This is a genomic window from Kushneria phyllosphaerae (genome assembly GCF_900312995.1).
GTDB lineage: Bacteria > Pseudomonadota > Gammaproteobacteria > Pseudomonadales > Halomonadaceae > Kushneria > Kushneria phyllosphaerae.
In genome coordinates, this window is sequence record NZ_ONZI01000006.1 from 28,190 (window position 1) to 45,965 (window position 17,776).

The following is a 17,776-nucleotide window of genomic DNA, read 5'->3' on the forward strand; positions in this document are numbered from 1 at the left end:
CCTCGCATGCTCATGACAGCGGGCCGCCCTTTGGGGCGGCCCGCGGTCATTTGGGGCTTGAGCTGACAGCCGTTAGAAGTGTCGGATCAGCGAAAAGCGGGCCACCGGTTCCCCGTCGATCTCGACGTTTTCACGAAACATCGCCAGCGGTCTAACCCAGAGGCCGAACTCGCCGTAAAGCGCGCGATAGACCACCAGCGGCTCTTCGGTCTCGCTGTGATGCGCCACACCCAGCACCTCATAATCGCTGCCCTTGTAGTGTCGATAGACGCCGGGGGGCACGGCGTGTTCGTTTTCTCGTTTCATGCAGGCTCCTGAGCGGTAGATTCAGCATCATCATCGGCGCTGTCGGACTCGAGACCGGTCCGGATCAGACGCTCAATGGCGTGGCTTACGGCGGCAAAGCCAAAGGCGCCAGTCACGAAGGTGGCAGAGCCATAGCCGGCGCTGCACCCGAGTTTCAGGGTCTCCCCATCGTTTGGTCGGGTATTGCACACCTCACCGGCGCCATCCGGATAGCGGCGCTGTTCGGGAGAGTAGACGCAGGCCACCGAAAATCGGCGTTTGGGATTGCGGCTGAAACCGTATTCCCGTCGCAGCCGACTGCGTACCTTCGAGAGCAGCGGGTCGTGCTCGGTACGAGTGAGATCGGCGGTCGTGATGCGGGTCGGGTCGGTCAGGCCGCCGGCGCCACCGGTGACGGTCAGGCCAATTTTGCGGCGTTTGCAGTGGTTGATCAGGGCACACTTGGCACCCACGTGATCAATGGCATCGATCACGTGATCGGTATCTTCCGGCAGCATGCGCTCGATGTTGTCCGGCGTGATAAAGCCCGAGATGGCCTCGACCTGCACCCACGGGTTGATCAAACGACAGCGTTCGGCCATCACCTCGACCTTCGGGCGGCCAATCGTGCCATCAAGGGCATGCAGCTGGCGGTTAATATTGGTCGTGCAGACATCGTCCAGGTCGATCAGGCTGATGCGCTCAAACCCTGAGCGCGCCAGCGCCTCGACGCTCCAGCTGCCCACACCGCCGATGCCGATGACCACCACATGGGCACGGCGCAGACGCTCGATGCCCGTGTGACCATACAAACGGCGCATGCCGTCAAAGCGTGCGGCGAAATCTGCCTCGTGACGGGCAGCGTCCAGTCGCTCGGCGCTGGCTGAATCGCTCATGATGCGGCGTCTCTCCTGTCGGACGTGTCGGGCGCGTTGCTCTGAGTATTGTCCTGCCACTGAACCTGATTGACCGGACAGTGACCGGCCCAGCCGAATCGATGCATCAGCGCGGCCATGTCTTCTTCAACGGCGGCGCTCACACTGAGCGTCTGCTCATGGGCGGGATGATAAAACTTGAGCATGACGGCGGCCAGCAGCAGCCGGCCGGCGTCGAAGTTGTCGCGAAAAAAGCGGTTATGAATGCCCTTGCCGTGTCGGGCGTCACCAATGATGGGATAGCCGCCGCGACTCAGGTGGCGACGAATCTGGTGGCGCCGCCCGGTGGTTGGCGTGACCGACATCAGTGAATAGCGACTGGTCGGGTAGCGGTCGATGGCGACCGGCAGCTCGACGCTATCAAGGCGTCGGACATGAGTTTCAGCGGCCATGGCCGGCATTTCGGCCTTGGGGCGCTTGCCGTCTTCCTCGCGCAGGGCCCAGTCATAGGTCGCCTGTTCGGGGCCGATGCCACGCACGATGGCCAGATAGCGTTTTTGTACCTTTTGATCCTGAAACTGATGGCCCAGCGCCGTGGCCATCTCGGGCGTCAGGGCAAAGATCATCGCGCCCGAGGTCGGGCGGTCCAGTCGATGCGCCGGATAGACATGCTGGCCCAGCTGGTTGCGCAGTGCCTGCAGCATGATGATCGGTGCGTGCCGGTCCAGCGCGCTGCGGTGTACCAGCGCGCCGGAAGGCTTGTGGACGATCACCAGGTGATCATCACGATAAATAACGGGGATGGGCGTGGTCATGGAAACGTCGTGGTCGGGCATCAGGCGCTATTGTCGGCAATTGGGTGTCCCGATGTACAGGGGCAGGATGGCGCAGGGAAAGGACTCTGCTAAAATCCCTGCGCCATCGACGTTGCCCCGTCGGCGCTCTTTGGGATGACATTGCCCGGGCGGCATCTTCATGAGGAAAGACACATGGCTCACCTGGTCGTTCTCACTGGCGCCGGCATCAGCGCTGAAAGCGGTATCAAAACCTTCCGCGATGGCGACGGCCTCTGGGAGAATCATCACGTCGAGGATGTGGCCACGCCCGAGGGCTGGGCGCGCGACCCTCACACCGTGCTGCGCTTTTACAACGAGCGCCGCGCTCAGGTGCGGGCGGCATCTCCCAATGCCGCTCATCTGGCGCTGGCCGAGCTCGAAAAACACTTTCGGGTCAGCATCATCACCCAGAACATTGATGATCTGCACGAGCGTGCTGGCTCGCGCGATGTGCTGCACCTGCACGGCGAGCTTTTAAAGGCGCGCTCCAGCCGCGATTCAAGGCTGGTCTATCGACTCGATGGCGACGAGACGATCGAAATGGGGGACTGTTGCGACAACGGCGATCAGCTGCGCCCGCATGTGGTCTGGTTTGGTGAAAACGTGCCGCTATATGCCACCGCCTGCGATCTCGTGGCGGATGCCGATCTTTTGCTGGTTGTGGGCACTTCGCTTGCCGTGACGCCGGCCTCGATGCTGATGGACGAAGCGCCTCTGGCGGCTCCGCGTGTACTGGTCGATCCCGGTGCCCGTGAGCTGGCAGGCCAGGGTGTTGTGGCGCTGGCCACCAGTGCTACCGATGGGGTCTGTCGTCTGCGCGACTTCTGGTCACAACATGGCCGTCTGCTCAAGCCCGACCCTGACATGCTGCTGACTTCTTAAGGCTCTGATCGAGCCATGGGAGACAGCGGTTTATCACGAGCGCTTTCCATGATTGGACAAGTGCATCCTGTCATCGCTACCAGATAGATACCTTCATGTTTGAGCAGATCAATCGATTTTTCCCTTTATGGGCTCTGGGCGCGGCCCTGCTGGCCGCGCTTTTCCCCGATACGCTGGTCTCCTTCAAGGCCTGGGTGCCGCCGCTTCTGGCCCTGATCATGTTCACGATGGGGCTGACACTGTCGCGTCACGATTTTGCTCGCGTGGCGCGCTCGCCGCGTGCGGTCATGATCGGGATTGGCCTTCAATACGCCCTGATGCCTGCCGCCGCCTTTGCCATCTCGCATCTGCTGGGGCTGGCCCCCGAACTGGCTGTCGGCATGATGCTGGTCGGGGCCACCTCGGGCGGTACGGCTTCCAACGTCATGACCTGGCTTGCCGGCGGCAATGTGGCGCTCTCCATCAGCATGACGCTGATCTCGACGCTGTTATCAATTGTCATGACGCCTCTGCTGGTCTGGCTCTGGATGGGCGCCAGCATTGATGTGCCCGTGGGTGGCATGCTCTGGAGCATCGCCAAACTCGTGATCGTGCCGATTGTGCTTGGGACGGTGGTGAATCACTTCATGGCCACGACCATCCGGCGCATTGAGCCGGCACTGGCGACCATTGCCATGGCCGCGATCGTGACGATCATTGCCATTGTGGTGGCACTTAACGCCGGACGTCTGGCTACTCTTGGCCCCGTCATTGCGCTGGCGGTGGTGCTGCATAACGGCTGTGGATTGATCGGTGGTTTCTGGCTGTCGCGGCTGGCAGGGCTCAACGAGCGCGACTGTCGCGCCGTGGCGATCGAGGTCGGCATGCAGAACTCGGGGCTGGCCGTATCGCTGGCCACCAAGTTCTTCCCGGCCGCGGCGGCCCTTCCCGGGGCGCTCTTTTCGGTCTGGCACAACATCTCCGGCTCGATTCTGGCCGCCTACTGGAAAAAACGCCCCGCAGCGCCGGTCAATGATGAGTCCGTCACCTCATGAGCCACGGTCATGATCCTCAGGCGCCGCGCAAGCCGTTCAACGCGCGCGGCAGCCTGGTCAAGCGCTGCGAAAGTTGCCGCATGCCAGGACTGCACTGCATCTGTGACTATCGTCTGCAGGTGACCACCCGGGCGCAGTTCTGGCTGATCACGCATCGAATCGAGCATTACAAGCCGACCAATACCGGGCGTTTGATCGGTGACTGCATCGCCAACACCCGGGTATTTGAGTGGTCGAGAACCGAACCGGACCCGACGCTGCTGGCCGCACTTGCGGACCCGCGCTTTGCGCCCTGTCTGGTCTTTCCCGACGATCAGGAAGACTATCGCCACCGGGTGGTGGACATGACACACGCCTGTGACACGTCGCGCATTCCGGTCTTTATCCTGCTCGATGGGACCTGGCGACAGGCGCGGCGGATGTTTCGCAAGAGCGACTATCTTGACGAGCTGCCCATCGTGGCCCTGCATACCGATCGTCTGACCCGCTATCGGCTGAGAAAGCCGGCCAGTCCCGAGCATCTGTGTACGGCCGAGGTGGCGGCCGAACTGCTGCGCCATTCGGGCGACGAGCGGGGCGCGCAGGTGCTCGATGACTACTTTACGGTGTTCAACGAACAGTACGCCGCGGCCCGCCGCGATGCCGGCACGCCTCATCAGTCCGAGGCTGCGCGGCGGCTTCTGGACAAGCGGCGCGCGCAGTCGGCCTGAGCCGTCTATTCTTGGAGCGCACGTTCACGACAGGAGAGGGATATGACGCTTGGAATTCTGGCCACCATTGAGGCCAAATCGGGTGAGGAAGCACGCGTCGAGGCCGAACTGACCAAAATCGTGGCACCTTCCAGAAAAGATGACGGCTGTCTGCTGTATACCCTGACGCGCGACGCTCAGCAGCCGTCTCGCTTTATCATGGTCGAGCAGTGGCGTGACCGCGAAGCCCTTGATGCCCATATTGCCACCGAGCACTACAAGCAGATGGCGCAGACGCTTGAAAACGCCATCGAGCAGATGGAAGTACGCGAGTACGACGTCCTGACCTGATGTTCCAGGATTGATCGGACCCTTGAGCGCCGTGACCCTGTCACGGCGCTTTTTTATCAGTACACTTTCCTGATCAGCCAAACAGCTGCCCGGCAATGCGCAGCCCGGCAATCCATGTCGCCGCCGCGGAACCCACGGTGGACAGTAAAAAGACCAGCAGCGTACGGGCCACTCGATTGCGCCACCAGCCACGCCAGTGACTGACGTCGGCTCTGAGGGTGGAGAAATCGCCCACCGTGGGTTTTTTCATATAGAGCTCAACGCCTGCGGTCACAAAGCCCACGCCGATGGTCGGGTTCAGCGAGGTCAGGGGCGCTGCCACAAAGCCGGCCAGTATGGTCAGTGGATGACCCAGCGCAATGAGTGCGCCCAGCGCGGACAGCGTTGAGTTGATCAGCACCCACTCGCCGACCAGTGACCAGCCAAGCCCCGTGTCGCGGCTAAAGCCCACGGCAAAGCCTGCTACCACCAGCGCCACGATCAGCCAGGGCAGGAGCTTCAATAAACGTCCCGACGGCGCGACGGTATCGAGTGTCTGCCGCTCGTCGGTGACGGCCGCCGGAGCGGGGGGCTCGGCATCGAGCGCGCGTAGATGAGTGCCCATGCCCTTGAGATGGCCGGCACCGATCACCACCAGCACGCGACTGGGCCGGTCAGCAGGCAGGGACTCGACCAGCTTCAGTGCCATATAGCGGTCGCGTTCCTCGACCAGCGGGGTATAGAGCTGCCGGGATTGCTGTGCGAACTCGGCGAAGGTGGCTTCCAGCACGTCGCCTTCCTTGAGCCGCTCGATCTCCTTGCTGGACACTTTCTGGCGTGACAGCACGCTGCCGACTAGCCCCGACACCAGCGTCATGCGCTTGTACCACGGCACGTTGCGGTAAACGCGCTTGAGCGTCACCCCGATATCGCGGTCTACCAGATAAAGCGGCAGGCCCCGGTGTTGTGCCTCTTCGACGGCGGCCTTCATGTCGGCACCCGGTTCGATGCCGGACTGCTCGGCCACGCGCTGCTGAAAGGCGCCCAGCGCCAGGCTTGCAGCGACCATGCCGGCCTTGCCCTGGCGCAGCACCTCAAAGAGATTCAGTCGGGCAATGGCGTTGGGGTCGATCAGGCTTTGATGGCGTGACGCGCAAAGCTCGATGGCCACGGCGTCAAAATCGCCTGACTGAATCAGGTCGCGGACTTCTTCGGCGCTTTCAGGGGAGACGTGGGCGGTGCCCACAAGGGTCAAATGATGATCACCGACATCGAGGGTATCGCGCGGACCCTGTCCTTGGTTGGGCATGGTGGCTCACAGGCTGGTGTCAATGAATGGCGGTACCAGATGCCGCCAATGGGAGATGGCGTATTATCGCTGAAGCCCGGGCGATGAACAAAAAGCGGCCCTGAATGGCCGGAACGATCAGGACTCACTAGAGTGACAAAAAGGTCTCGACGGGAGCCGGGGCATGGCATATCGACTGGCGGCCGATGGGGTGTTAATCCTGCATCTGGCCTTTATCGCCTGGGTAGTGTTCGGGGCGCTGGCGGTATTGCGGTGCCCACGCCTGGCCGCGCTGCATGTGCCGGCGCTGGCCTGGGCCGTGGCGCTGGAGCTCAACGGCTGGCGCTGCCCGCTGACGCCGCTGGAAAACCTGCTGCGATCGCGGGCCGGCCAGGCGGGGTTCGAGGGCGGCTTCATCGAGCACTATCTGCTCGGTATGATCTACCCGGCCGGCCTGACACCGACAATACAGCTATGGCTGGGCCTTGGCGTGCTTTTGATCAATCTGCCGGCGTATATGTGGCTGATACGCCGGCGGCGGCGCCAATGTCGGTAACGGCCGATCATCTGCTAGAAAAAGCTCAGCCCCACCTGGAAGAGGCGCTCAACTTCCTTGAGTCGGCGCTTGTCGACCACAAAGAGGATGACGTGGTCATCGGTCTGAATGGTGATGTCGCGATGGGCGATCATGACGTCGCGTCCGCGCACGATGGCGCCGATGCTGACGCCCTCTGGCAGCTTGACCTCGCCGATGGTGCGCCCGACCACGCGAGAGGAGCGCGAATCCCCATGGGCAATCGCCTCGATCGCCTCGGCAGCGCCGCGGCGCAGGGAGTGCACGTTGACGATGTCGCCGCGACGGACGTGAGTCAAAAGCCCGCCGATGGTGGCCTGCTGCGGTGAAATGGCGATATCGATTTCGCCGCCCTGAACCAGATCCACATAGGCCGGATTATTGATCAGGGTCAGCACTTTCTTGGCACCGAGACGCTTGGCCAGCATTGATGACATCACGTTGACCTCGTCATCGTTGGTTAGCGCACAGAAAATGTCGCACTCCTCGATGTTCTCCTCGAGCAGCAGTCGCTTGCTGGTGGCGCTGCCGTGCAGCACCACGGTGCGCTTCAAGTGCTCCGAGAGCTGGGTGCAGCGCTCCAGACTCTGCTCGATAATCTTGACCTGATAGTCCTGCTCCAGGGTCTCGGCCAGTCGTTCGCCGATGTTGCCGCCGCCGCCGATCATGACCCGTCGAAAGCCCCGATCCACGCGCCTGAGCTCGCCCATGACGGTGCGAATGTCCTTGCGCGCGGCGATGAAAAACACCTCGTCATCGGCTTCGATGACGGTATTGCCGCGCGGCATGATCGGCCGATTGCGGCGATAGATCGCGGCCACCCGGGTGTCGACATTGGGCATGTGGCGGCGCAGAAACGCCAGCTCCTGGCCCACCAGCGGGCCGCCATAGTAGGCCTTGACTGCCACCAGCTGCGCCAGCCCATTGGCGAAGTCCAGCACCTGCAGGGCACCGGGATATTCGATCAGGCGACGGATGTGGTTGGTCACCACCTGCTCGGGGCTGATCAGGACATCGATCGGAATGGCGTCCTGGGAAAACAGCCCCTTGCTGGTCAGATACTGGGTCGCGCGCACCCGGGCAATCTTGGTGGGCGTGCTGAACAGTGTGTGCGCCACCTGACAGGCCATCATGTTGACCTCGTCGGAATTGGTCACGGCAATCAGCATGTCGGCGTCTTCGGCCCCGGCCTCCTTCAGGGTGACGGGGTAGGAACACACGCCCTGCACGGTTCTCAGGTCAAGACGTGTGCTCAGGTCGCGCAGGCGAACGCCGTCGACATCCACCACGGTAATGTCGTTGTCTTCATGCGCCAGATGCTCGGCCAGCGTTCCGCCTACCTGGCCGGCGCCCAGAATGATGATTTTCATGACTGTGATCCGAAGGATGGAGAAGCAAGATCAATGGCGGGGATGTTGGCACCAATCGGTGACAAGGGAAAGGGCGGGGAGGGATTGCAATAAATGGCGAAAGAAATAAAAACGGCAGCCAGGGGCTGGCTGCCGTGAGGGCATCACTCGAGGGTGAAGCCGACCTTGATGCTGACCTGCCAGTGGCCCACACGATCGTTTTCGATGTGACCGCGGGTTTCGGTAACCTGGAACCACTGCATGTTCTTGACGGACTCGCTGGCCTTGGTCAGGGCATTTTGTACGGCTTCCTCGATGCTGGTCTCGGAAGAGCCGGTCAGCTCGATGGACTTGTAGACATGATCGCTCATGGTGTCTTTCCTTTAACGTGGCCCCTGCTGTCTTCAGGCTTCAGGGGGGTCCATTGAAGCGGTATCGACGATCGCAATACCGCAGTGTTCCAGCCGTCGATACGTGGCGGTGTCAGAATCAAACGACACCGGACGCGTCAGCGGCCAGAGAAATCGGGTGGTAAAACCGGCCCGGAGCGCATCCTCGGCCGTCCAGAGCACACAGACCTCGCGGGCTAGGCCGCATACGGAAACCTCGGTGACACCGCGCTCCCTGAGCCAGCCGGCAAGCCCGGTGGAGGGACGCATGCCTTTCGGCCCCAGGTTGTCACGAAAGGCGCTGTAGCTGTCCACGCGTGGGTCGCTGCCCTTGCGAATAATGATGTCTGCCAGTGACCAGTCCAGCCGCGTATCCAGCACGGCGCCGCTGGTGGCGCGCACGCAGTGCTCCGGCCAGAGCGTTTGAGATTCGCCGTAAAGCTCGATCGTATCGAAGGGTTGATGGCCCGCATGGCTGCTGGCAAAGGAGATATGGCCGGCCGGATGCCAGTCCTGAGTGGCCACGACATGGCCGTACTCATCGCTGGACATGGCCGTCTGAATGCCATCGATGATTTCATTGCCCCGGGTGCAGGCAAGCGCACCGCCCGGCATGAAATCGCCCTGCAGGTCGACCACGATCAGCGCGCACTGCTCAGGCGCTGGTCTTGTCCCGGGCATGTCGGTGTCACGATGTGAGTAGGCCATGGGATGTGATGTATCCGGCAATCAGAATGGCTTTCAGTATCGAAGGCGCTTGCCCATCTGACAAGCACCGGCATGTGAAAGGTTGTTGCCGGCACTTGTCCGAAGGGTTCGTCAGTCGGCGTGCTTTTCCAGCAGCGCGTAGAAAAAGCCGTCATGGCCATCCGGCGTTGGCATCATCTGGCGGCCTTCGCCCTCTGGCTGGCCCCAGTCGGCCGTGATGGCAACCGCTCGGGCATCCGCGGTGCGTGCCAGAAAGGCCGTGATCTGCCCGGCATTTTCTTCCGGCAGCACCGAGCAGGTGGCATAGAGCAGGCTACCGCCGGGAGCCAGACGCTGCCACTGGGCATCCAGAAGATCGCTTTGCAGCGCGACCAGCTCGTCGATGTCTTCTTCTCGACGCAGCGCCTTGATGTCGGGATGGCGACGAATGACGCCGGTGCCCGAACAGGGCGCATCCAGCAAGATGCCATCAAAGGGTGTCCCGTCCCACCAGTCAGCCGTGGTGGCATCAGCGGCCACAAGCGTGCCCGAGAGCTTCAGGCGCGCCAGCGTCTCGCGCACACGCTCAAGGCGGGTGGCATCACTGTCCAGCGCGGTCAGCAGGCTGGCGGGTGCGCACTCCAGCAGATGGGCGCTCTTGCCGCCTGGCGCGCTGCAGGCATCGAGCAGGCGCAGCGGCGCTGGCCGCGTGTCAAGGCCATCCAGCAGCAGGTGAGCGGCCAGCTGTGCAGCCTCATCCTGAACGCTGACGTCGCCGTCCTGAAAGCCCGGCAGCTGTTCGACATCGCAGGGTGTCTCCAGCGTCAGGCCATCGTCACTGAACGGGCACGGTCTGGCCGCAAGGCCGGCACCTTCGAGACGCTCGAGCCAGTCTGCCCGGGAGTGATGACGCTGATTGACGCGCAGCGTCATGGGACCGGGCACGTTGTTGGCGGCCGTGATGTCATGCCACTGGTCGGGCCAGGCCTGTTCAAGCCGGGTCAGAAGCCACTGAGGATGCCAGTGCGCCGCCGACGGTGTTTCTTCAACGGCTGCCAGCAGCGCATCACGCTCGCGGTCGGCGCGACGCAGGCAGCCGTTGATGACTCGGGTGGCCCATTCCTTGTTCAACTCGCGCGCACCGCCAGCGGTTTCCCCCACGGCGGCGTGGGTCGGAATGCGCATGTGATAGAGCTGATACAGCCCGATCAGCAACAGGGCGTGAACGTCCTGATCGCGCTGCTTGAAGGCCGATTTCAGAAGTTTTTCGGCGATGGCTTCAAGCTGCGGCAGGGCGCGACAGACACCAAAGCACAGCGCCCGGTAAAGCCCCTGGTCTCGCGGTGCGACGCCTTCAGGGACATCGCTTGTGAGCGCGCCGCGCTGGTTCAGCACCGGTGCCAGCGCCAGGGCGGCATGCGCACGCACACTCATGGTGCGTTTGGGCTTTTGAGCGCGTTGACGGGTCATTGATCTGCTCCCAGCAGCGTGCCGGCAACGAAGTGATCGCGCCGACTATTGAGAAGTTCATGGGCCGACAGCATTTTGCCGCCCGGCAATTGGGCGTGGGTAATGCGCAGTACGCCATCGCCACAGGCCACGCACAGGGCATCCGAGGGACCGTCGAGCAGCTGTCCCGGCGCGGCGTCGAGTTCACTGCCCTGAGCCACACGCGCTTCGGCCTGCCAGAGTCGCAACGTATCGCCTCCCAGCGTGGTCCAGGCCACCGGGAAGGGATTAAACGCTCGAACACGCTGTGCCAGCACCGTAGCGCTCTGGTGGAAGTCGAGCCGGGCTTCGGCCTTGCTCAGCTTGGCGGCGTAGGTGACGCCTTCGGCAGGCTGAGGCGTTGCCGTCAGCTGATGATCACTCAGGCGATCAAGCGCCTCGATCAGCGCGCTGGCACCCATCTCGGCCAGTTGATCATGCAGCATGGCAGCGGTGGTCGTGCTCTCGATGGACGTGCGGGCCGTGAGCAGCATATCGCCGGTATCAAGGCCTTCATCCATGGCCATGATGGTCACACCGCTTTCGCGATCGCCGGCCTCGATGGCGCGCTGAATCGGCGCCGCGCCGCGCCAGCGCGGCAGCAGGGAAGCATGAACGTTGATGGCGCCCAGACGCGGAATGTCGAGCACGGCGCGCGGCAGAATCAATCCGTAGGCCACCACCACGAGCAGATCGATATCGGCATCGATCAGCGGGGCATGGGTGTCAGGGGTTTTCAGCTTCTCGGGCTGATGCACGGCAAGGCCGTGTTCCAGCGCCAGCGCCTTGACCGGTGACGGGGTCAGGCGCCGCCCGCGGCCGGCAGGCCGATCCGGCTGGGTATAGACACAGATGACCTCATGGCGGCTGGCCAGCAGGGCACGAAGATGTTCGGCGGCAAAGTCCGGAGTGCCTGCAAAGGCGATGCGAAGAGGGCTGGGCATGGCGTGGTCCTGAAAGACGTCAGCGCCCCTGGCCGGGGCGCTGATAAAAAGGAAGGGCGGTCAGTGCTGATTCGGGGGGCGGCGTCAGGACGCCGCCTTCTGGCGCTTGATCATCTTCTTTTTCACGCGATCCCGCTTGAGCGGCGAGAGGTAATCCACGAACAGCACCCCTTCCAGATGATCCACTTCGTGCTGGATGCAGTGGGCAAGCAGTCCATCGGCTTCAAGCTCATAGGATTTGCCGTTGCGATCCTGGGCCTTGAGATGCACCCGCAGGGCGCGAGGCACTTCGGCGTAGTACTCCGGGATCGACAGGCAGCCTTCCTGTAGCGGCTCACGTTCCTCGCCAAGCAGGGTCACTTCCGGGTTGACCAGCGCCAGCGGCTGATTTTTCTCTTCGCTGACATCCATCACGATCACGCGGCGATGCACGTCCACCTGCGTGGCGGCAAGGCCGATCCCTGGGGCGTCGTACATGGTTTCAAACATGTCATCGATCAGGTGGCGTACCTCATCGTCGACCTGGTCCACGGGCTGGGCAACGGTGCGCAGGCGTTCATCGGGGTATTCGAGAATCGTCAGTAGAGCCATGTTCGTATCTGTTCTGGGGTCGCCAGCCGCCGGCTTCGATCATGTCAGGTCAAGAAAGCCGGGGTGACGGCCGTAAATGCATGAATGGATTCACTCCGTATGGTGCCTATTGTAGTGCGCAGGCGTTGGCAACGGAACCGACAGCAGAGCGAAGATGACATGAAACGCCAGGAGATGAACGCCGGACGACGCCGCACCGGACCGGGATGGCGGCCCATGATGATGATGGCAGCCACGGTGGGCGCCCTGATGAGCCTGCCGTGTGGTGCAGGTGCCGCTTCGATGAGTGATCAGGACAGCACCGTGACCCTGTCGCCGCGGCTGCGCTTTTTGCCGCTGGACGAGCAGCGTAAGCCCGTGGACATTTCGGCCCGGGCGCAGGCGCTGATGAACTATCGCATTGTCGAAAGCGGCATGACGGCGTCGCGGGCCTATGTCGTCAGCGGCAGTGAAGGGCGCTTGATCAGCGGCGCCGGTGATCAGATTCTGGCGCGCCATGCTCAGGGTCAGCCGGGTCAGCGTTTTGGGCTCTACACGCCGGGAATCGTGCTGCACGATGAGCAGGGCAACACGCTGGGTCAGGTCATGATCCGTCAGGGCGTGGCACGTCTTGAGCGTTCAGGCACACCGCTATCGACGCTGACCATCGAGCAGAGCCCGCGTGAAGTGAGTGCCGGAGCAATGCTCATGGCACTTGATGGCTGGACACCGCCGAGGCAGCTGATACCGCAGGTCGCGCCGGACGGCATTCAGGGGCGGATCGTCGACCGCCCCGGCGCCGGACGCATCGTGGGGCTTCGCGACATTGTGGTGATCGACCTGGGGCGTCATCAGGTCACGCCCGGCATGCGCCTTCGTGTACAGGGCGAATCCGAGGGCGTTACCGATCCGGTGACCGGGGAGACGTTGACGCTTGAAGGCGGCGTGCTGGGAGAGCTGATGGTCGTGCGCACGTTCGAACAGACCAGTCTTGCACTGGTAACCCGGGCCGGACTGCCCATGGCCACGGGAGATCGGCTGGGAGCGCCTCTTGATGACTGAGCTTATGAAGCCCTCGATGCCTCGTCATTGGCTGGCGCTGTCGATGCTGCCTCGCGTGGGCGCCAAACGCCTCATGGCACTCAGACAGATAGCGCCTGGCTGGCCCGAGGGCTGGTTGGCTCGCCTGCCCGCCGAGGCGGCGCAGATGATGCGTCACTATCTTCAAATGCCCGGCCAGGGTCCCCTTCATGCGCGGGTAGAAGCCGCCATGGCGTGGCTGGAACAAAGCCCACAGCATCACCTGCTGACGCCGGACCATCCCGCTTGGCCGGCCATGCTCGATGAGTTGCCGGACCCGCCGCCGGTGCTGTGGGCATGGGGCGCGCTTGAAGCGCTGTCGCTGCCGGCGCTGGCTGTGGTGGGCACGCGGCGGCCCACGCGTGAGGGACAGGACAATGCCTGGCGATTTGCCCGTGACATGGCAGGTGCCGGCTACGGTGTTGTCAGCGGGCTGGCGCTCGGTGTAGACGGCTGCGCCCATCACGGTGCACTGGAAGCCCGTGGCGCCACTGTTGCGGTGCTGGGCTGCGGAGTCGATGTGCTTTATCCGCGGACTCATGCCCGCCTGCGCCAGCAGCTGCTGGACCAGGGCGGCCTGCTGCTGTCCGAACATCCGCCCGGCACGCGGGCGCATCCGCAGCACTTCCCAAGGCGTAACCGCATCATTACCGGGCTGTCGCTGGGGGTACTGGTGGTCGAGGCGGCCATGGCCAGTGGTTCCCTGGTCAGTGCCCGGCTTGCCATGGAGCAGAACCGGGAGGTGTTTGCGCTGCCGGGCTCTTTGCATAACCCGCAGGCGCGCGGCTGCCTGTGGCTGATTCGTGAAGGCGCCCGGCTGGTGACGAGTCTTGAAGAGATCCTGCAGGAGCTGCCCGAACGGCAGTGGGGAATTGCCCCACTGGCGTCCGCAGTGGCGACATGTCAAGGCGGCCAGCAGGCTCCTCGTACGCCTGACACTGCAGTGCAGGATAAACGACCCGAGGATCCGCTCTGGCAATCGCTTTACGACACGCCCGTGCCGGTCGATGCCCTGGTGGAACGTACCGGTGAGTCGATTGCTGCGCTGCAGTCTCGCCTTCTCATGCTGGAGCTCGACGGCTGGGCGGCGCAGGTCGCCGGTGGCTGGGTCCGCAGGCTGGCATGAGATACACTGCCCCCTGATTGGGGCAATGGTATTCACGCAGCATGTCTTCATATTTTGACTCTTCTCTCGCCCAGCAGGCGCTAAAGGACGCCGCCGTCTCTCTGATGGATGGTGGCGTTGTGGCGTACCCGACGGAAGCCGTCTGGGGGCTGGGCTGTGATCCCGATAACACGGAAGCGCTCGAGCGTCTTCTGACCCTCAAGATGCGCGACCCGGCCAAGGGGTTGATTCTGATTGCCGCCAGCATCGAGCAGTTCGAGCCCTGGCTTGCCGGGCTTGATGCCACGCAGCGTGCGCGGCTTCAGGCCAGCTGGCCCGGACCCGTGAGCTGGCTGGTGCCGGACAACGGCCGCGCGCATCCGCTGGTGCGCGGCGAGCACGCAAGCGTGGCCCTGCGGGTCAGTCATCATCCGCTGGTGCAGGCGCTGTGTCAGGCTTTCGGCGGCCCGCTGGTGTCGAGTTCGGCCAATCGGGCAAGCGAAGCGCCCTGTCTGGCTGCTGAGGAGATCCGGCAGGTGTTCAGGGACCAGGTGCTGATTGTCGACGGGCCGCTGGGCGGGCGAACGCGCCCCAGCGAGGTTCGTGATCTGCTCACCAATGACGTGCTGCGCGACTAGCGCTGCCCCGCACTACAATGCCCGTCATGGCCAGGGCGTGGCCATGACCCTGCTGGAGAGCAACCGTGTCACATGCCTATCTCGAAAGGGTAAAACACTATCTGCTGGACTTTCAGGATCGGCTCTGTCAGGCGCTGGCCCGTACCGATGGCCATGCTGATTTCGTAGAAGATGCCTGGACGCGTGAGGATGGCGGGGGCGGTCGCTCCCGCGTCATCACCGAGGGCGCCGTGTTTGAAAAGGGCGGCGTCAACTTTTCGCATGTCTTCGGCAAGAACCTGCCGCCTTCTGCTTCTGCTGCCCGTCCGGAGCTGGCCGGGCGCAGCTTTCATGCCGTCGGTGTCTCCTGGGTCATGCACCCGCGAAACCCGCATTTGCCGACGACGCATGGCAACGTTCGCTTTTTTATTGCCGAAAAGGAAGGGGAAGCACCGGTCTGGTGGTTTGGCGGCGGTATCGATCTGACGCCGTATTATCCGGTGCTTGAGGACGTCATCCACTGGCACCGCACCGCCCATGATGCCTGTGCGCCCTTCGGTGACGATGTCTATGCCCGCTACAAGCGCTGGTGCGATGAGTATTTTTATCTCAAGCACCGCGATGAGACCCGCGGCGTCGGCGGACTTTTCTTCGATGACGTCAACGAGGAAGGGTTCGAGCAGAGCTTTGCCTTTCAGCAGGCGGTGGCCGAAGCCTTCGTGCCGGCCTATGTGCCGATTGTCGAAAAGCGCCGTGATACGCCCTATGGCGAGCGGGAGCGTGATTTCCAGAACTATCGGCGCGGGCGCTATGTCGAGTTCAACCTGGTCTATGACCGCGGCACGCTGTTCGGACTGCAAAGCGGCGGACGCACCGAATCGATTCTGATGTCGATGCCGCCGGTGGCGCACTGGGCCTATCAGTATCAGCCCGAAGCAGGCTCTCCCGAGGCCGAACTGTACACGGACTATCTGCATCCGCGTGACTGGCTTGAGGAGGCCGCCACGGCATGAATGACACGCCGCTTTACGCCGTGTTCGGCAATCCCGTCGCGCATTCGAAATCACCGCAGATTCATGCCGGTTTCGCCGAGCAGTTGAGAGACCCGGTACGTTATGACGCGCGCCTGGTACCGGTGGATGATTTTCACGGTCACTGGCGCGCCTTTCTAAACGAGGGCGGACGGGGGGCCAACGTCACCGTTCCCTTCAAGCAGCAGGCCGCAACGCTGGCGGATCAATTGAGTGAGCGGGCGCGACAGGCCGGCGCCGTCAATACGCTGGTGGTGACCGAGAATGGCGAGGTCATCGGTGACAACACCGATGGCGCCGGACTGCTGCTGGATCTCAAGCGTCTTGAGGCGCCTCTGACAGGGGCGCGCATTCTGGTGCTGGGGGCCGGTGGTGCTGTACGCGGCGTGCTTGAGCCCCTGCTTGAGACCGGACCGTCAGAGATTGTCGTCGCCAATCGAACGGTGGAAAAGGCCACGGCGCTGGCAGCGCTCTTTGACGCGCAGGGTCGTCTACGGGGCTGTAGCCTTGACGCGATCAAAGGCACCTTTGACCTGGTCATTAATGCCACCAGCGCAAGCCTTGCCGGGGCGCTGCCGCCGCTGCCCGAGATGCTTTTCAATGAGGGGGCACTGGCCTACGACATGATGTATGGCGCCGTGCCCACCGTCTTTTTGCAGTGGGCACAACGCCATGACGTGCGCTGTGTGGATGGGCTGGGCATGCTGGTCGGCCAGGCGGCCGAATCCTGGTATCAGTGGCGCGGCACGCGTCCCGAGACCACACCGATTCTGGAGGCGCTGCGGGCCGATCTTTGTTGATCGGCCCGACTGTCGTCAGGAGTTGATACTGCCGCAGCTCGGGGTATGACCCGCGGCATGCGCCTGCTCCGAGAGCTTGACCGCACTTTGCATGCGGCCTTCAAGGGCCTTGCTGCGCTCGCCATCGTTGGGGTGGGTCGAGGCCCACTCCGGAGGCTTGCCACCGCCGGCAGCACTGGCCATGTTCTGCCACAGGGCGATACTGGCTTTGGGGTCAAAGCCGGCGCGTGCCATCAGATCCAGCCCCAACAGGTCGGCTTCGCTTTCCTGACGGCGTGAGTAGGGCAGCAGAACCCCATACTGGGCGCCGGCGCCCAACAGCTGTGCCAGCATGTTGTTACCTGTCACGGACTGCACGACCCCCAGACCGGTACTGGTCAGTGACTGGGTCGAGGTGCGCTCGTTGGCGTGGTTGGCCAGCACGTGGGCCATCTCGTGGCCGACGACCGTGGCAATCTGGTCCTGATTTTTCGCCACGCTCATCAGCCCTGTATTGATCACGACGTAGCCGCCGGGCAGGGCAAAGGCATTGGGTTCGTCATCCTGATAGACCCCGACGGTCCATTTCGACGGGCCCTGTCCTTCAGGCAGCGTGTCGATAATGGCGTTGGCAATACAGCTGACGTACTGCCCGTCACGGCCGGTGGCCTGTTTGTGGCTCTGACGATACTCCTCGAAGGCCTTCTGGCCCTGCTGGTCGATCTCGCTGCTGTCAAACAGCGACAGCTGGGAACGCCCGAGCGGCGAGGTGGTGCAGGCACTCAGGCCAAGGCTTAACGTCAGTGCACTCAGCACGGTCTTGCGCATCATGAACGGCAAAACTCCTGTAGGGATTCGATGGGTCCGACTGGACGCGTGCCAAAGGGGCACGCCAGGATAGCGGGGTCATGCTCACATGACAGCATAACCTGATGCGGAGCAAT

The 17,776-nt window shown here is 63.0% G+C and carries 21 protein-coding genes; 10 read left to right on the top strand and 11 right to left on the bottom strand.

Annotated features, from left to right (window positions below):
* Positions 1-72: 72 nt before the first annotated feature.
* Genes KSP9073_RS16855 through KSP9073_RS16865 form a run of 3 tightly spaced genes read right to left on the bottom strand, consistent with a single transcriptional unit; the run spans position 73 to position 1,975 of the window.
* A complete protein-coding gene (locus KSP9073_RS16855) occupies positions 73-306 on the bottom strand; it encodes a DUF1653 domain-containing protein (protein WP_086899717.1) in 234 nt (77 codons plus the stop codon).
* Entirely contained in the window at positions 303-1,181 is an 879-nt protein-coding gene (tcdA, locus tag KSP9073_RS16860; protein WP_108844145.1) for a tRNA cyclic N6-threonylcarbamoyladenosine(37) synthase TcdA, read from the bottom strand. The genes KSP9073_RS16855 and tcdA overlap by 4 nt, the downstream gene beginning before the upstream one ends.
* Complete coding sequence (locus tag KSP9073_RS16865) at positions 1,178-1,975, bottom strand: pseudouridine synthase (RefSeq protein WP_108844146.1); 798 nt, start codon at positions 1,973-1,975, stop codon at positions 1,178-1,180. The genes tcdA and KSP9073_RS16865 overlap by 4 nt, the downstream gene beginning before the upstream one ends.
* A gap of 174 nt (positions 1,976-2,149) precedes the next feature.
* Here KSP9073_RS16865 and KSP9073_RS16870 point away from each other — a divergent pair, with 174 nt between their 5' ends.
* From KSP9073_RS16870 to KSP9073_RS16885, 4 genes are all read left to right on the top strand, one after another.
* Entirely contained in the window at positions 2,150-2,878 is a 729-nt protein-coding gene (locus KSP9073_RS16870; RefSeq protein ID WP_108844147.1) for an SIR2 family NAD-dependent protein deacylase, read from the top strand.
* A gap of 95 nt (positions 2,879-2,973) precedes the next feature.
* Positions 2,974-3,912, top strand: a complete 939-nt coding sequence (locus tag KSP9073_RS16875) for a bile acid:sodium symporter family protein (RefSeq protein ID WP_108844148.1) — start codon at positions 2,974-2,976, stop codon at positions 3,910-3,912.
* Positions 3,909-4,622 carry a tRNA-uridine aminocarboxypropyltransferase gene (locus KSP9073_RS16880; RefSeq protein WP_108844149.1) on the top strand — a complete coding sequence of 238 codons (714 nt, stop codon included), beginning with the start codon at positions 3,909-3,911 and terminating at the stop codon, positions 4,620-4,622. Before KSP9073_RS16875 ends, KSP9073_RS16880 begins: the two co-directional genes overlap by 4 nt.
* A gap of 42 nt (positions 4,623-4,664) precedes the next feature.
* Positions 4,665-4,952, top strand: coding sequence for a putative quinol monooxygenase (locus tag KSP9073_RS16885; protein ID WP_108844150.1), 288 nt, complete (start codon positions 4,665-4,667; stop codon positions 4,950-4,952).
* A gap of 73 nt (positions 4,953-5,025) precedes the next feature.
* Here KSP9073_RS16885 and KSP9073_RS16890 read toward each other — a convergent pair whose 3' ends face one another.
* Entirely contained in the window at positions 5,026-6,240 is a 1,215-nt protein-coding gene (locus KSP9073_RS16890) for a TraB/GumN family protein (protein ID WP_108844151.1), read from the bottom strand.
* 163 nt (positions 6,241-6,403) lie between these two features.
* Between KSP9073_RS16890 and KSP9073_RS16895 the strand changes: the two genes are divergently transcribed.
* Positions 6,404-6,775, top strand: coding sequence for a DUF2784 domain-containing protein (locus tag KSP9073_RS16895; protein ID WP_108844152.1), 372 nt, complete (start codon positions 6,404-6,406; stop codon positions 6,773-6,775).
* A gap of 14 nt (positions 6,776-6,789) precedes the next feature.
* Here KSP9073_RS16895 and trkA read toward each other — a convergent pair whose 3' ends face one another.
* From trkA to def, 6 genes are all read right to left on the bottom strand, one after another.
* The gene (trkA, locus tag KSP9073_RS16900) at positions 6,790-8,163 is read right to left on the bottom strand and encodes a Trk system potassium transporter TrkA (protein WP_108844153.1); all 1,374 of its coding nucleotides are present in this window, start codon (positions 8,161-8,163) and stop codon (positions 6,790-6,792) included.
* 143 nt (positions 8,164-8,306) lie between these two features.
* A complete protein-coding gene (locus tag KSP9073_RS16905; RefSeq protein ID WP_108844154.1) occupies positions 8,307-8,513 on the bottom strand; it encodes a dodecin in 207 nt (68 codons plus the stop codon).
* 33 nt (positions 8,514-8,546) lie between these two features.
* Entirely contained in the window at positions 8,547-9,239 is a 693-nt protein-coding gene (locus tag KSP9073_RS16910) for a nicotinamidase (protein ID WP_243409279.1), read from the bottom strand.
* A gap of 111 nt (positions 9,240-9,350) precedes the next feature.
* Positions 9,351-10,688 carry a 16S rRNA (cytosine(967)-C(5))-methyltransferase RsmB gene (gene rsmB / locus KSP9073_RS16915; RefSeq protein WP_108844155.1) on the bottom strand — a complete coding sequence of 446 codons (1,338 nt, stop codon included), beginning with the start codon at positions 10,686-10,688 and terminating at the stop codon, positions 9,351-9,353.
* On the bottom strand, positions 10,685-11,650 hold the full coding sequence (gene fmt, locus KSP9073_RS16920) for a methionyl-tRNA formyltransferase (protein ID WP_108844156.1): 966 nt from the start codon (positions 11,648-11,650) through the stop codon (positions 10,685-10,687). Before fmt ends, rsmB begins: the two co-directional genes overlap by 4 nt.
* 84 nt (positions 11,651-11,734) lie before the next feature.
* Entirely contained in the window at positions 11,735-12,241 is a 507-nt protein-coding gene (gene def / locus KSP9073_RS16925; protein WP_108844157.1) for a peptide deformylase, read from the bottom strand.
* 159 nt (positions 12,242-12,400) lie between these two features.
* On the opposite strand from def, the gene KSP9073_RS16930 reads away from it, so the two are divergent.
* The 5 genes from KSP9073_RS16930 to aroE all read left to right on the top strand — a co-directional run bounded on the left by KSP9073_RS16930 (position 12,401) and on the right by aroE (position 16,853).
* Positions 12,401-13,282: a hypothetical protein gene (locus KSP9073_RS16930; RefSeq protein ID WP_133241046.1), complete on the top strand. Its 882-nt coding sequence runs from the start codon at positions 12,401-12,403 to the stop codon at positions 13,280-13,282.
* Positions 13,275-14,426, top strand: coding sequence for a DNA-processing protein DprA (gene dprA / locus KSP9073_RS16935; protein ID WP_243409280.1), 1,152 nt, complete (start codon positions 13,275-13,277; stop codon positions 14,424-14,426). Before KSP9073_RS16930 ends, dprA begins: the two co-directional genes overlap by 8 nt.
* Before the next feature lie 41 nt (positions 14,427-14,467).
* A complete protein-coding gene (gene tsaC, locus KSP9073_RS16940; protein ID WP_108844159.1) occupies positions 14,468-15,043 on the top strand; it encodes an L-threonylcarbamoyladenylate synthase type 1 TsaC in 576 nt (191 codons plus the stop codon).
* A gap of 65 nt (positions 15,044-15,108) precedes the next feature.
* The gene (hemF, locus tag KSP9073_RS16945) at positions 15,109-16,035 is read left to right on the top strand and encodes an oxygen-dependent coproporphyrinogen oxidase (RefSeq protein WP_108844160.1); all 927 of its coding nucleotides are present in this window, start codon (positions 15,109-15,111) and stop codon (positions 16,033-16,035) included.
* The gene (aroE, locus tag KSP9073_RS16950; protein ID WP_108844161.1) at positions 16,032-16,853 is read left to right on the top strand and encodes a shikimate dehydrogenase; all 822 of its coding nucleotides are present in this window, start codon (positions 16,032-16,034) and stop codon (positions 16,851-16,853) included. Before hemF ends, aroE begins: the two co-directional genes overlap by 4 nt.
* Positions 16,854-16,868: 15 nt before the next feature.
* Here the strand turns inward: aroE and KSP9073_RS16955 are convergent, their stop codons facing one another.
* A complete protein-coding gene (locus tag KSP9073_RS16955) occupies positions 16,869-17,663 on the bottom strand; it encodes a M48 family metallopeptidase (RefSeq protein WP_341476577.1) in 795 nt (264 codons plus the stop codon).
* Positions 17,664-17,776: the final 113 nt, after the last annotated feature.

Bases quoted from the DNA above. Each gene is read 5' to 3' on its own strand.
- KSP9073_RS16875 (WP_108844148.1), top strand. From the start codon at position 2,974: ATGTTTGAGCAGATCAATCGATTTTTCCCTTTATGGGCTCTGGGCGCG.
- KSP9073_RS16865 (WP_108844146.1), bottom strand. From the start codon at position 1,975: ATGACCACGCCCATCCCCGTTATTTATCGTGATGATCACCTGGTGATC.
- rsmB (WP_108844155.1), bottom strand. From the start codon at position 10,688: ATGACCCGTCAACGCGCTCAAAAGCCCAAACGCACCATGAGTGTGCGT.
- tcdA (WP_108844145.1), bottom strand. From the start codon at position 1,181: ATGAGCGATTCAGCCAGCGCCGAGCGACTGGACGCTGCCCGTCACGAG.
- aroE (WP_108844161.1), top strand. From the start codon at position 16,032: ATGAATGACACGCCGCTTTACGCCGTGTTCGGCAATCCCGTCGCGCAT.
- KSP9073_RS16880 (WP_108844149.1), top strand. From the start codon at position 3,909: ATGAGCCACGGTCATGATCCTCAGGCGCCGCGCAAGCCGTTCAACGCG.
- KSP9073_RS16910 (WP_243409279.1), bottom strand. From the start codon at position 9,239: ATGGCCTACTCACATCGTGACACCGACATGCCCGGGACAAGACCAGCG.
- KSP9073_RS16905 (WP_108844154.1), bottom strand. From the start codon at position 8,513: ATGAGCGATCATGTCTACAAGTCCATCGAGCTGACCGGCTCTTCCGAG.
- KSP9073_RS16955 (WP_341476577.1), bottom strand. From the start codon at position 17,663: ATGATGCGCAAGACCGTGCTGAGTGCACTGACGTTAAGCCTTGGCCTG.
- def (WP_108844157.1), bottom strand. From the start codon at position 12,241: ATGGCTCTACTGACGATTCTCGAATACCCCGATGAACGCCTGCGCACC.
- KSP9073_RS16890 (WP_108844151.1), bottom strand. From the start codon at position 6,240: ATGCCCAACCAAGGACAGGGTCCGCGCGATACCCTCGATGTCGGTGAT.
- KSP9073_RS16855 (WP_086899717.1), bottom strand. From the start codon at position 306: ATGAAACGAGAAAACGAACACGCCGTGCCCCCCGGCGTCTATCGACAC.
- dprA (WP_243409280.1), top strand. From the start codon at position 13,275: ATGACTGAGCTTATGAAGCCCTCGATGCCTCGTCATTGGCTGGCGCTG.
- tsaC (WP_108844159.1), top strand. From the start codon at position 14,468: ATGTCTTCATATTTTGACTCTTCTCTCGCCCAGCAGGCGCTAAAGGAC.
- fmt (WP_108844156.1), bottom strand. From the start codon at position 11,650: ATGCCCAGCCCTCTTCGCATCGCCTTTGCAGGCACTCCGGACTTTGCC.
- KSP9073_RS16885 (WP_108844150.1), top strand. From the start codon at position 4,665: ATGACGCTTGGAATTCTGGCCACCATTGAGGCCAAATCGGGTGAGGAA.
- KSP9073_RS16930 (WP_133241046.1), top strand. From the start codon at position 12,401: ATGAAACGCCAGGAGATGAACGCCGGACGACGCCGCACCGGACCGGGA.
- trkA (WP_108844153.1), bottom strand. From the start codon at position 8,163: ATGAAAATCATCATTCTGGGCGCCGGCCAGGTAGGCGGAACGCTGGCC.
- KSP9073_RS16895 (WP_108844152.1), top strand. From the start codon at position 6,404: ATGGCATATCGACTGGCGGCCGATGGGGTGTTAATCCTGCATCTGGCC.
- KSP9073_RS16870 (WP_108844147.1), top strand. From the start codon at position 2,150: ATGGCTCACCTGGTCGTTCTCACTGGCGCCGGCATCAGCGCTGAAAGC.